The sequence below is a fragment of the Terriglobia bacterium genome (assembly GCA_035712365.1).
Lineage (GTDB): Bacteria > Acidobacteriota > Terriglobia > UBA7540 > UBA7540 > SCRD01.
The window spans coordinates 102752-115988 of the sequence record DASTAW010000021.1 but is presented as its reverse complement, the minus strand read 5'-3'; the positions used below and the strand labels follow the sequence as shown (position 1 = coordinate 115988).

Sequence of the window (13237 nt, the reverse complement as noted above, 5' to 3'; positions counted from 1 at the left end):
TTCGAATGTGGAATTCCATTTCGCGAAAGCTCACCCTGCTCACCGTGCTGGCGAGCGCCACGGCGGTCGTGTGCGCATCCGTGGCATTTTTCGCCTTCGACTTCAGCATTGCGAAAAGGGACATGCTTCAACGCCTGAACGTTCAAGCTGCAATCGTCGGATCGAATTGTGTCACGCCACTTGTTTTCAACGACCCGAAGGCCGCCGAAAGCACTCTGGCCGCCTTGCAGGCCGCGCCCCACATCCAGTTTGCGGGGGTTTACACGCCCTCGGGAAAGTTCTTTGCCGGCTATTGGCGCAACCAGAGTCTGAACAAGCGCCCGCCTCCGTTGATTTTTCCCTCGCAAATACGCAACCGCTGGCTGCTCGACAGTCCTTTCGAGGCGGTGCATGACATTGTCTTCGAGCACAAAACAGTGGGTACGATCTATATCCAGTTTGACACCCAGGAACTCACGGCGCGCTTCGCGAGTTACCTGGTGATACTTGCTCTCATGCTGGTCGCATCTTTGATTGCGGCCCTCATAGTGTCGCGGATGTCGCGCCGGGTGATATCCGAACCGATTGTCAGGCTGGCTGAAACTGCCCGCTTGGTGTCTCGCGACCGGAACTATGCTGTCCGGGCGGAGCCCTCTCCTAATAGCGATGAAATCTCCATTCTGGTCGAATCTTTCAACGCCATGCTGTCGGAGATTCAAAAACGTGATACCGCCCTCCAGGAGCGTGAGGAGCAATTTCGGACCCTTGCCAATTCGGTCCCGCAATTGGCCTGGATGGCGGACGCGGACGGTGGGACCCTCTGGTATAACGAGCGATGGTACGATTACACGGGAACAACGCCTGAGGATGTGCTGGGTTGGGGATGGCAGTCGGTCCACGATCCCAAGGTGCTTCCGGAAGTCCAGGCAAGGTGGCGCGCGTCAATTGACACCGGGAAGCGTTTCGAGATGGTTTTCCCAATTCGCGGCCGGGAAGGGACCTATCGCGAATTTCTGACCATCAGCGTTCCCGTGCGTGACCACCTCGGAAACGTTGTGCGCTGGTTTGGAACCAATACGGACATCACGGAACAGCGCCGCGCTCAGGAAGCGTTGCGAAAAAGCGAGAAACTTGCGGCAACCGGACGCCTGGCGGCCAGCATCGCCCATGAGATCAACAATCCGCTGGAGGCCCTCGCGAATCTGCTGTATCTGGCGAAGAAAAAACCCTCGGAAGGCGAGAAGTATTTGTCGGTTGCGGAACAGGAACTGGACCGTATCGCCGAGATCACCCGGCATACGCTGGGCTTCTACCGTGATGCGGCGGCCCCTGTGAAGGTAAATATCGCTGAGCTCGCAAGCGGCGTCCTGGCGCTGTATGACCGGAAGCTGCAATTTAAGCAAGTCCACGTTCAAAAAATATTTTCGGAAGCCACGGAAGTTTCGGGCTATCCTGGCGAAATTCGGCAGATACTGGCAAATCTGGTGACCAACGCAATCGACGCCCTGGGTCCGCGGGGCCGCCTGGGCCTGAAGGTTACCCGTGCGCTGGAGTGGGGCGGCAGCCGGCGCCAGGGGGTCCGTGTTATAATAGCCGATAGCGGTTCCGGTATTACTCGTGAACAAATGCGGAACATCTTTGAACCGTTCTACACTACGAAGAAAGACGTGGGGATCGGCCTGGGTCTGTGGCTGACGCAAAACCTCGTACAGAAGCACCATGGAACCATACGAGTGCGAAGCACAGTCGATTCCGGCCGGAGCGGGACTGCCTTTGCAATATTCTTTCCCCGCGAAATTGCGCAGGAGGCGCAGCGGGCGGAAAATAGCCAGGGCAGGACGGAGGGGAGGCCCAGTGTTACAAAGCCATCTTGATTCTGAAGTCTGGTGCATTGAGCCAGGTAAACTGTCCGCGGGATTTCCAACTGAGGACGATCAGTCCCGGAATTCAAGCGGCGGGCCGGAGAAACTCAAGGTCCTGATTGTGGACGACGAACTCACAATCGCCGATACGCTTGTCGAGATCCTGACCGGCGAGGGATATAAAGCAGTGGCTGCCGCCACCGGCGATTCTGCGCTTGCTTCCGCGCGAAGTTTCCTGCCGGACATCGTGATCAGCGACGTTGTCATGCCGGGCATTAATGGCGTGGAGCTTGGCATCAGAATCCGGCGGGACCTCCCCGAGTGCCGCGTCATCTTATTCTCCGGCCAGACCGAGACTTCAGACCTTCTCGGCGAAGCCCGAAATCGCGGCCATGAGTTCGAGATCATTGCGAAGCCGATCAGGCCGCAGGCTTTGCTCGCCAAGATTCGATTTCGCGCGGACCGCTGAGAACGGCCGCGGCAGCTCTGGTTTTTTCCTGCTCTTGTGCCTGTTCCACCTGAAGATGGCTTTGTGTCCGAGTGCGAGCAGACAGGCCGAGCGCGCAAGAATATCCCCATCAAAAATCAGACAAGCAGTTGGAAAGCAATGGTGCTGGAGGAGGGAGTCGAACCCTCACGCTCTTTTGGAGCGCCAGATTTTGAGTCTGGTGCGTCTGCCAGTTCCGCCACTCCAGCGAAGGCAAGTAAGTGATTATGGCAGGCCGTATGCGGACGGTCAACCAAGGGGGATTCCCTTCCGCGAGCGGCCAAAGGCCTCCTCCTCAGTCGCGTCCAGACTGCGAGCATGGATCTCGTTCTGCGGCCTACGCGCTCGTTGGGCGAGGCGCCCGCGGCCTCATTTTTTCTGGACTGACACATCCCAGAAAATGCGCTCCCCTGCTTCGAAGCCTTCAGGCCAGGCTTTGGCCTTGTATCTTTTGGACAAACAGCTTGAATTTGCTGTCCCTGTGGGCAAAACTGTGCTATCCGGTCCTAAGCCGTTTCGAACGGAGGAGACCTTGTGAGCATCAAGATCCGCGAAATTCGGGCAGCCGGGCTGCGAGGCCGAACACCCAAAGGCGGATGGACAAATGAGCCGCAGCCGCAGGATTGCATCCACACCTTGATTGCGGTCCTGACGGACGACGGTGTTACAGGCTGGGGGAGCGCCTTCACCAATGACGATCTCGTTCGCGGCGCGTTGGCGGTGCTGCGCCCGCTTTACCAGGGCCAAAATGCGCTGGAACCCGAGCGAGTGAGCGAGATGCTGCACCAGAACACCTTTTGGCTGGGGCGTGGCGGCTCGATCACGCACACCATCAGCGGCATCGACATCGCGCTTTGGGACATTCTTGGGCAGGCCACGGGACAGCCGGTCGGACGCCTCCTGGGAGGCCGTTACCGCGATCGCGTCCGGCCTTACGCTTCGCTCCTGATGCAGGAGCCGGACCGCATGGCCGGAGAGTTGCTCCCTCTCAAGGAGCAGGGGTTTCGCGCCTTCAAGATCGGCTGGGGACCCTTTGGGCGGCACGACGCGGCAAGGGACGAAGCCATCGTCCGGGCAGCGCGAGAAGCGATCGGCCACGACTGCCTTCTGATGGTCGATGCCGGCGCCAGCGACGCCTTCTGGCCGCGCGATTTCAAGTGGGCCTTGAGGACCGCTGAGATGCTGGCCGAATATGAGGTTGCCTGGTTTGAGGAGCCTTTGCCGCCGGATGCCCTTGATGATTATGTGGCGCTGCGCCGCCAGTCTCGTGTGCCCATTGCTGGCGGCGAAGTGCTGACGCGGCGGCAATCTTTCCAGCCTTGGCTGCAGGCGGGCGCATTCGATATTGTCCAGCCGGACGCCACCAAGGTGGGCGGGTTGAGCGAGTCCCGCCGCATCGGCTGGATGGCGGAGGAACACGGCGCGCGGATGGTCCCGCACGGGTGGAACACGGCCGTAGGTCTTGCCGCTGATCTGCAACTGGCCTCGGCATTCCACAACACTGACCTCGTGGAGTACCTTACCGGATCTCCCTTCATCGACGGGATTGTTGACCATCCCTGGAAACTCGACACGGACGGTATGCTTACCATCCCGGAAAAGCCTGGGCTCGGAATCGCAATCGACCTCGAGGCCCTGGAGGAGTTCACCGGCCTGAATTCTTTTCTCGATTGACTGGAACGTGACAATCGTTCCAGCACGGGCCGAGGTCCGCTCGATACGGCGCCTCATGGAAGCTCAGCAGATAGACTTTCTGCGCACGGAGGGGCGTGGACACGTAGCTCACAACCCCCGCTGCAGACCGCAAGAAAAATACCATTGCCTTCGCAACCGGATTGGGTTATAGCTTTTCATACCCTTGTGCATCGGTTACCGAAATCAGAAGAATTGGCCGAGTATTGGAGCGTCGGGGGGCCGGCGCCCCGGTACGGCAGGGAGTAGTGCGATCTCAAATCTCAATGGAGGAATCCCATGTGGAAAGAGTTCAAGGCTTTCGTAATGCGGGGCAACGTGTTGGATATGGCCGTGGGAATCATCATCGGGGTTGCGTTTGGCAGGGTCGTCACCTCGCTGGTGAATGATATTCTTATGCCTCCCATCGGCAAGCTGCTGGGCAATATCGATTTCTCGAACTTCTTTGTTACCCTGTCCACCCAGCAATTCGCTACGGTGGCGGATGCCAAGAAGGCCGGGGTAGCCACTATTGCCTACGGGACCTTCATCAATACAGTGATCGAGTTTATCATCGTCGCCTTTGCCGTTTTCGTGCTCATCAAGTGGGTTAACCGATTGATGCCAAAACCCGCCGCGGCGCCGGCAGCCCCCACCACGAAGGATTGCGGCTATTGCAAGATGAGCATTCCGCTGACGGCTACACGCTGCCCACACTGCACCTCGCAGCTCAGTGCAGCTTAAGGCGTCTGGGAACCCTGCCTGTGTCAGCAGTCAAGTCTTGCGAGGGTGCAGACCAGGACGTGAAGCTGATGCCGTTTCGGCGGGCCGGGCCGTCCCCATGTTCAGGGGCGGACCAATGTCCACGCTGATAGAGGCTCTGCCGCAGCCTGCTCTGCCGCATCGAACAGATCACGGCGGACGCTGTCACGCGTGCGCGGGTTCGCCCGCGGGCGGTTTTTAAGGTAGAATTGACTTCTATCGGGGGACCGTTCAACCTCGTTTCCTCCGTATTTTACGGGCGTTTGTAAGCCGATGAGAAAAATTGAGATCTACGATACGACGCTCCGAGACGGTTCGCAGGGCGAAAATATTTCCTTTTCGCTGGAAGACAAGCTTCACATCGTCCAGAAGCTCGACGGGCTGGGCGCGGATTATATCGAAGGCGGCTGGCCGGGCTCAAACCACAAAGACCTGGAACTCTTCCGCCGCGCAAAGGAATTGACGTTACGGCACGCCAAAATGGCTGCCTTCGGCAGCACGCGCCACCCGCGCCACCAGGCACACCAGGACCCGAACCTGCACGCACTGGTGGAAGCGAGCACGCCGGTGGTGACGATTTTCGGGAAGAGCTGGGACCTGCACGTAAGGACCGCGCTGGAAATCACTCTGAAGGAGAACCTCGATTTGATTCGCGAGTCAGTGGCCTTCCTGAAATCATGCGGCAAGGAAGTGATTTACGACGCCGAGCACTTTTTCGACGGGTTCAAGGCCGACTCGGAATACGCGCTGGCTACGTTGAAGGCGGCCGAACAGGCGGGCGCAGACACGATCGTGCTGTGCGACACCAACGGCGGCACGCTGAGTTCTGACATCCGTGATCGCTTCGCGCGGGCCTCCGGGCACGTCAAGACGCCGCTCGGCATTCACACGCACAATGACAGCGAAATGGCGGTTGCCAACTCGATTGTGGCGGTGCAGGCGGGCGCAATGCAGGTGCAGGGAACCATTAATGGCTATGGTGAGCGTTGCGGAAACGCCAACCTCTGTTCCGTCATCGCCAACATCGAGCTGAAACTGGGCATGAATTCGATTGGCAAGGAGAATCTGAGCCGGCTGACAGAGGTCTCCCATTACGTCAGCGAGCTGGCCAACCTGCTGCCCCGCACGGAGCAGGCGTACGTCGGCAAGAGCGCGTTTGCCCACAAGGGCGGAATCCACGTGAGCGCGGTGATGAAGGAAGCTTCCGCTTATGAACACATCGATCCGGCGCTGGTGGGGAACGCCCGCCGGGTGCTGGTGTCAGAACTGTCCGGGAAGAGCAACATTCTCTACAAGGCCGCCGAGCGGGGACTGAATATCGATAAGTCCAGTGCCGCCGCCAAAGTCGTGGTGGACAAACTCAAAGAGATGGAGCACTACGGCTATCAGTTCGAGGGCGCCGAGGCCTCGTTCGAAGTGCTGTTTGACAGGCTGGTACACGAAACGAAAGACCTTTTTGAGCTGGATGGCTTCCGCGTCATAACGGAAAAGAAGGGGACGGCGGAGCCCCAGTCCGAGGCCGTGATCAAACTGCGGGTGGACGGCGCGGAAGAGCATACGGCTGCCGAAGGTTCGGGTCCGGTCAACGCACTGGACATGGCGCTGAGAAAATCCCTGACCACATTTTTCCCCTGCATCCGGGATGTTCGTCTGACCGATTTCAAAGTGCGCGTGCTGAATTCGGAAGGCGGGACCGAGGCCAAGGTCCGGGTTCTGATCGAGTCGAGCGACGGACAGGAAAGCTGGGGAACGGTGGGCGTCTCAGAAAACCTGATCGAGGCCAGTTGGCAAGCGCTGGTGGACAGCATCACCTACAAGCTGAAAAAGGAGTATGGCCGGCATGGGAAGGGAAGCGAGGCCAGACGCCCCGCGCCGCACGAGCCGGTGCCACACCATTAATAACCTGCCGCTTCAAAGCTTTCCAGGCGCAAGGCGCCGGTATTTCATTCAGTAGGCTCAGGACATTTCACATTCGCGTCAGCGGGATAAGTAGACCTCTGCAATTCGCCGACTATATCTCCGGGGAACTTTCCTGAGTGTGGTAAGGCGATTTCTTACGCTCTGGCAGGGAAACAGCCGATTGCACTGCCTCAAGTTGACCCATAGCATATTACGAATGTAGCTGTGCGGAAATCACATGGCGGGGGAAACCTTGGGGACGCAGTTTGCGGCTCATCGATGCGACCCTTCCAGGCTGAATGCCAGTTCAGCAATTGCACACGCCAACTCTAGTCCTGATACTGAACGGCGCCCAGACGACCCCACAACGAAACACAGGATGTTTTTGGACCGAGCCTTGAGGGTTTTGACGGACACGATGGTCCCCTAAGGAACCGGGGCATACGGGCCAGCTAAACGTTCCAGGCCGGGTAACATCCGCTCAACACAACCCCATCGGATGAACTCGGCAGACGCACCTCAGCGGGGTTGTCAGACCCAGGTTATGAACTTGCAGGGAGGCGCGATGCGGGGCAGAGCATTATTGAAATCAATAGGTGAGGATTATAAGTCAATCACACATCTGGGGCTCCCTGGGTTTGGCGACCATGGCCCGCCAGTGCTTGCCGAGGAGACCCGGGCAGTCAAAATCCCGGCGTGCTACTACGTGGCCAGCAGCATGGATGGGCTGATCGCGGACAGGCTCGGCAATGTCGACTGGCTAAACCCTTTCTTCGGAGTAGACTACGGCTTCCATGGTTTTCTGGATTCCATCGACACCGTGGTGATGGGCAGGCGGACCTATGAGCGCCTCCTGATGAACTCGACGAGGAAGAACCCCTACGAGGGAAAACTCTTCGCCGTTCTCTCCCGCACACGGACAAGCGGGCCATTTGCCCATCTGTTCTGGCAGGGCCACTTGGAGCGGCTGATGGTTCGACTGGAGGAGATGGGATCAAAGTCGCTGTGGATTGTTGGTGGCGGATCAGTGGCAGGGACATTTCTCGATGCCGGGCTGCTTAGCGAAGTGCAGCAATTCGTGATGCCTCTGGTGCTCGGTTCGGGCACGCCCCTCTTTGGCCCGCTGCGGCAGCAAACCTCGCTGCGGCTCATTGACAGCCAGTCGTTTGAAAATGGCGTTCTGCAACTGCGATACGCTGCCGAAATCTAATCCCAGCGAGCGCGCCTGCCAGATATTGCGCGCGCGGCGTTACGTCCCGTGTCGAGAATTACCGCCTCCTTCGGACAGTCGGTGGGCGGTCGCTGGATCTATTACTTTCTCACCGCCCAGGCCAGCCCATCGGGGCCGCGGTCCGTGTTAATGCGTCCGACTTGCTTGAGCGTCTTGAGGTCGATCACGGCCACGTAGTCATCGGGACTGCAGGAAACGTAGGCCCTCGAACCGTCCGGCTGCATCAATATTCCTCCAGCGCCCCGGCCGAGGCCCAGCCGCTTCACCTCACGGCGCGTCGCGACATCAAAGATCGCCACATCCCCGCCGTTGCTGGCCAACATCGAGACGAATACATATTTACCATCGGGGGTGAACTTCAGCCGGTTTGCGCGCGTGACGTGCGCATCCAGAGTTTGTGCCAACTTTTTTGTCGCAAGATTGATGATGGAGACTGTGCCTGCCTCGGCAGCGGCAGACCAGAGCTCCCGGCCGTCGGGAGAAACATCAAATCCCTCAGTCCCCAGACCGGTGTGGAGCACCGTTTCTTCCCATCCCTGCGCGCCGCGTGGCGGGCCTGGGCGACGGCTGGCGCTGGGCGGCGGTGGGGGCGTGCCTGAGTTTCCGGCGGTTTTTTCGATGATGCTGATGGTGCCCGAGTTGACATTCGAAGTGTAGATGCGCGTGAGGCCGCTCGAGACAATAAGCATGTGGGTGCGGTCCTGCCCCGTGCCGAGTATCCAGTCGATTTTCCGGGTGGCTGGGTTCAATCGGCCTATGACCTTGTTGACTTCCGCGGTGAAGTAAAGTTCTCCGCCGGCAAAGTCCAGCCCGTGCGGCCCGCGCAGCGGGCCGAGGTCGACGAGCGGCAGCGCCCTCTGGGCCACGAGGTCCGCCACGGAGATGGTGTTGAAGGCCCCGGAGCCGTAGTTGGAGATGTATGCCAGTTTCCCATCCGATGACGCCGCCACCTCATGAGGGTCGTTTCCGGCTGGGACCTTTGCCACCACTTTGAGCGTTGCCGGATCAACAATTTCGAGGGTATGGTCCTGCTTGGCAAGCACCAGCAGCGCCGGCGAAGGCGTGCTTCCGGCCCACAGCGTTACGCTGCCCAGACACAGCACGAAGGCAAGAATCAATCGCGGTCTCATCAGCCCCTCACTTCTCCTTATCACCGAAGGTTGCATAATCTAGTGATACGTTGTTTTTGTAGCGCCGCCGTCTCGGCGGCATTTATCGAGGCCGGTCCCGCTTGGCGGGACCGGCGCTACGCGAAAACGTCACTATATTTTGCAATCCTCAATAAGTTGTTTCAGAGCCTAGCAACCGCCCTAGGCCACTGCGGCTTTCCGGGGGAGGCGCCAGCCGGCTGCCGCGTTTGATTCTACATCCAGCAATCCTGAATGGCGATTCTTAAATTCCGGGCTACGGGCCCTTATCCTTACACTTCCGAACCAGCTTGGATAAAGGGCGAGTGAGCGAGAGCTCCAGCAAAATCAGGATACGTGGGCGGGGCGTTCCGAGTGGACTATTCTCGATGCGGGAACTGCCAGCATCAGGGCGAAACCCATAACGGCAGCTATCATCAGTGTTACCATCATGCCGGTTTCGGCCGCTGCGTGCGCAAGCGCCCCGGCGATGGCATAGCCCGCGAAACTGCCCAGGAACTGCATGCTGCTATAAACGCCCAGCGCGCTGCCCTGCGCGGTGTCCGGACTGGCTGAGCTGACCATGCTGGGAAGCATCGGCTCGAGACCGGTGAAACCGATGTAGAAGAGCGTTCCGCCCGCCAGAAGGGCGGCGAGGCGGCTTGGATCAATCCCCAACAGCGCAGGATGGAACAGCAGAATGGCGCTCGGCAGAAAGGCGAGGAAGGCGATTGCCGCAAGCGGCCGGGCCATCCCATGGTCCGCTCCCTTCGTGAAGGCAAACATGGTAACGCCGCTGATGACGATCATCGGAAGCAGGACTTCGTAGTATTGGGTCATTTTCATGTGGTAGCGGCCGGTGACGATCAGGGGAAAGTAGAAAAAGAACGTGCTCATAAAGAAGTTCATCAGAAAGCCGCCGGCGTCCAGGGCCAGCAATGCCTTTGTGCGGATGATTTCGCCCAGCGGGACAGGCGCAGCGCCCGAGGGGGTCGTTTCCGGCAGGTAACGTATCAGGAGCATGTCGGTGCCAATCCCCAGGACCCCGGTTATCCAAAAGAGCGACGCGGTCCCGAACATACCAGCAATGATGGGACCTATGATTACCCCAACGACGAATGCGGCGCCGATCGGTACGCCGAGGATGGCCATGGCGGTGGACCGTCGCTCGGGCTGAATGTGATCGGCGACCGTGGCAAAGGCCACCGAAATAATGGCGCCGCCGCCTTGGATCAGGCGGCCGGCGATCAAAACGCCGATTTGGATACCAGAGGGAAACCAGTGTGGCACTGCGCAGATAAAAGAGCCCAGGCTGAAAAGCGCCATGCCAAGGATCAAGACTTTGCGGCGGCCAATGCGGTCCGAAAGGCGGCCAAGCGGAATCTGAAGGACAGCCATGGTGAGGCCATAGCATCCAGAGGCAAACCCCACCAGAAAGCGCGAATGCGTGAAATGCAGCCCGTAAAGCGTAAAGACCGGGAGGACGAGGAAAAGACCCAGCATCCGCAGTCCGACCACGCTGGCCAGCGTCCCCAGTATCTTCTTCTGAAGGCTGGTGAATGGAACGCGGGCGGTTTTTGGTTTTTCGGCCATGTCGGAGCAGGGAAATCAAACTGCTGAAGAGTTCGTCAGGTTATCGGCGCAACCGGACAGGACCGCACTCTGCCTATCCGATGAACGGAGGGCGGATCACTGCCCCACGAACTCCGCTTTGACAGCCTGAGGGATGACGCCGGCCTGGAAGCCGCGGTCGAGTAAGGTTTGCACGGCCCGCCGGCCCTGTTCGCCGTAATCGAGTGTCCATTGGTTGACGTACATTGAAATAAAGTGTTCAGCCGTTGCGCGGTCGAGTCCCCGGGCAAAGTTCAATGCGTATTCCAGCGCTTCGTCCCGATGTTCGAGGCCATAGGCGATGCTTTCGTGAAGCAATTCATCCGCCCGGCGGATGACTTCCGGACCCAGCGCGCGCCGGATGACGTTTCCGCCCAGCGGCAGCGGCAATCCCGTTTCATTCTTCCACCAGACTCCCAGATCAACCTTCCGGGCAAGTCCGAAACTTCCGTAAGTTAACTGGCCCTCATGGATAACGACGCCGGCTTCCGCGTCTCCTTTGATCACCTTGTCCAGAATCTCGTCAAAGCGCGTCTCGACGGGCTCGAAATCGGGTTCGTAGAGGCAGAGCGCCAGATATGCCGTCGTCTTCCTGCCCGGGATTGCAATGCGTTTGCCTTTCAGGCTTTCTCCCTGGAGGGTGGCGCGGGTGACGATGATGGGCCCGTAGCCGTCTCCGAAGCTGGCGCCCGAAGACATCAGGATGTAACGGTCTGCCAGTTCCGCGTAGGCGTGAAATGAGACCGCCGTGATGTCGTAAATTTCCTCCCGGGCTTTCCGGTTGAGGGTCTCGATGTCTTCGAGCACGTGCGCGAAGTCCATGTTGCCGGTGGCGATCTTCTTCGTCGCCAGCGCGTAAAACATGAAAGCGTCATCGGAATCCGGGCTGTGGGCCAGGCGGAGATCGACGGTCGAAGCAGTCATCCTGGGGCTTTGTTCGGCAGAATTCTGGGGCATCATCACCCTTGTGTCGCTTTGGCGATAAACAGAAACAGCGATTTTAGCACAATGCTGAACTGCCCCTCAATCGCGCATGCCGTGCTGGCGAGCGCCTGGCCTTGCATTCCTGCCCGCCATTGACGAAAGGGCGCGCCAGGCTGAGGGATGTCAGGTCGCGATAACGGACGAGTGTTCGCTTTTGGCTTGGGTCTCGAACGAGTCTGAGTTTGAAGGGATGCGGGAAGCGCGAACGCTTCCGATGATCACCATCAGATTGGTCGCCAGGATGGTGGCAAAGGCCAAAGCGGGTAGAAAATTGAAGGTGCTGCCGCGGACCTGGACAACCTCAAGGGCGAGGACGACAGTGATCAGGCCGCGCGGCATGATCCAGAGAATCAGTTCGCGCTCCGGGGCGCGCAGACCGTTCCAGGACCAACTGCTGGCCTTCACCGCCAGCGCGCGCGCAAGGATCACGGCGCCCAGCACTCCCAGCACCTGGGGCAGGTAGTAGAGCAGCGCTCTCAACTCGACGACGGCGCCCAGAAGGACAAAGAAGAAAGTCCTGACCAGAAACGACAGCTCGGCGTGGAAGGTGAGCAACTGCGCATGGTGCTCCTCACCGGCGAATTTAAGCCCCAGTGAGTCCCTGATGACGTCCAGTTGGCCCCGCCGGACGTTGGCGAGGAAAATCCCAAAAAAGAAGACGGTGATCAATCCGCTGACCCCGACTTGCTCTGCCGCGGAATAGAGCAGAAGCACCACTGCGAGCGTCAGCGGGTTCCTGAAGCGGCGGTCCGAGACTTTCGGCAGAAGATATGACCACGCGACGGCCATGACGATGGCAAGCAAAAAGGATATGAATGCGACGTAAAGGAATTGGCCCAAAAAACGCGCCGCAATCAATTCCTTGCTGTGTCCGAGATCGATCAGGACGCCCACCGTGAGGATCGCAAACGTATCGCTGAGGGACGCGTCGAGCGTCATGATGACGCGCCCCGGCGTGCTGGTTTCAATTTGTTGCAAAACCGGCAGAGTAATGGAACTGCTGGTGCATCCCAGCACGGCGCCGACAATCAGGGCGGTCCTGGCGGGAATGTGCATGCTCCAGCGCATCACCAGGGCTATGGCGGCCAGGCTGAAGACATATGCCAGAAACGAAAGCAGCAGCCCGCCGGGAAAGTGGCGGAGCACCGTACGCAGGTCGAGCTCGAGGCCGCCCTCAAAAAGAATAAGGATAAAGGCCAGCGTGCCGAGCGTGTAGGTGATAGGTTCGAACTGGCTTCCCTTTACCAGGCCCAGGATCGGACCCAGGAGCACGCCCGTCACCATCAGCACAATGACGTCAGGGACGCGGGTGCGCCGGAAAAGCTGGCGGGCCACGAAGGCAAGCGCGGTCAGTGCTCCCAGCAACGCAAACAAGAGTGTGGTGCTCATAGCATGCCTGGCACGCTTTACCAGAGTCCGGAGAGGGTCCGCTGGCGCCCCGCGAAACCCCGCCGCCGGCCCAACCTGACATTCTCCCACAGTCCCGGCGAATCAAGGCCCTCCAACAAGGCTGATGAGGGATCCCCTCCGCCATCTGTGAGGCGAACGCGGCCGACGCCCGCCGCCGCGCGGCGCGCTAATCCGTCCGGGCGGTCCTCACCTTGACCGCCGCAAGCCGGCCCTT

The 13237-nt window shown here is 59.3% G+C and carries 10 protein-coding genes and 1 tRNA gene; 6 read left to right on the top strand and 5 right to left on the bottom strand.

Annotation, left to right across the window (positions count from 1 at the left end; translation table 11 throughout):
• Positions 1–5: 5 nt before the first annotated feature.
• Both VFQ24_06540 and VFQ24_06535 read left to right on the top strand, forming a co-directional pair.
• Positions 6–1853: an ATP-binding protein gene (locus VFQ24_06540; protein HET9177998.1), complete on the top strand. Its 1848-nt coding sequence runs from the start codon at positions 6–8 to the stop codon at positions 1851–1853.
• Positions 1834–2310 carry a response regulator gene (locus VFQ24_06535; protein ID HET9177997.1) on the top strand — a complete coding sequence of 159 codons (477 nt, stop codon included), beginning with the start codon at positions 1834–1836 and terminating at the stop codon, positions 2308–2310. The genes VFQ24_06540 and VFQ24_06535 overlap by 20 nt, the downstream gene beginning before the upstream one ends.
• A gap of 139 nt (positions 2311–2449) precedes the next feature.
• On the opposite strand, the gene VFQ24_06530 is transcribed toward VFQ24_06535, so the two are convergent.
• A tRNA-Leu gene (locus tag VFQ24_06530) sits at positions 2450–2537 on the bottom strand.
• 331 nt (positions 2538–2868) lie between these two features.
• On the opposite strand from VFQ24_06530, the gene VFQ24_06525 reads away from it, so the two are divergent.
• The 4 genes from VFQ24_06525 (at position 2869) to VFQ24_06510 (ending at position 7870) form a co-directional block, all read left to right on the top strand.
• A complete protein-coding gene (locus VFQ24_06525; protein ID HET9177996.1) occupies positions 2869–4002 on the top strand; it encodes a mandelate racemase/muconate lactonizing enzyme family protein in 1134 nt (377 codons plus the stop codon).
• Positions 4003–4299: 297 nt separating this feature from the next.
• Complete coding sequence (gene mscL / locus VFQ24_06520; GenBank protein ID HET9177995.1) at positions 4300–4743, top strand: large conductance mechanosensitive channel protein MscL; 444 nt, start codon at positions 4300–4302, stop codon at positions 4741–4743.
• Between the two features lie 291 nt (positions 4744–5034).
• The gene (gene cimA / locus VFQ24_06515; protein HET9177994.1) at positions 5035–6660 is read left to right on the top strand and encodes a citramalate synthase; all 1626 of its coding nucleotides are present in this window, start codon (positions 5035–5037) and stop codon (positions 6658–6660) included.
• 583 nt (positions 6661–7243) lie between these two features.
• The gene (locus tag VFQ24_06510) at positions 7244–7870 is read left to right on the top strand and encodes a dihydrofolate reductase family protein (protein ID HET9177993.1); all 627 of its coding nucleotides are present in this window, start codon (positions 7244–7246) and stop codon (positions 7868–7870) included.
• A gap of 101 nt (positions 7871–7971) precedes the next feature.
• On the opposite strand, the gene VFQ24_06505 is transcribed toward VFQ24_06510, so the two are convergent.
• The 4 genes from VFQ24_06505 to VFQ24_06490 form a co-directional block, all read right to left on the bottom strand.
• A complete protein-coding gene (locus VFQ24_06505) occupies positions 7972–9021 on the bottom strand; it encodes a YncE family protein (GenBank protein HET9177992.1) in 1050 nt (349 codons plus the stop codon).
• A 345-nt stretch (positions 9022–9366) separates the two neighbouring features.
• Positions 9367–10611, bottom strand: a complete 1245-nt coding sequence (locus VFQ24_06500; GenBank protein ID HET9177991.1) for an MFS transporter — start codon at positions 10609–10611, stop codon at positions 9367–9369.
• Positions 10612–10707: 96 nt separating this feature from the next.
• Entirely contained in the window at positions 10708–11586 is an 879-nt protein-coding gene (locus VFQ24_06495; GenBank protein HET9177990.1) for an MqnA/MqnD/SBP family protein, read from the bottom strand.
• A 150-nt stretch (positions 11587–11736) separates the two neighbouring features.
• Positions 11737–13002: a cation:proton antiporter gene (locus tag VFQ24_06490; GenBank protein ID HET9177989.1), complete on the bottom strand. Its 1266-nt coding sequence runs from the start codon at positions 13000–13002 to the stop codon at positions 11737–11739.
• Positions 13003–13237: the final 235 nt, after the last annotated feature.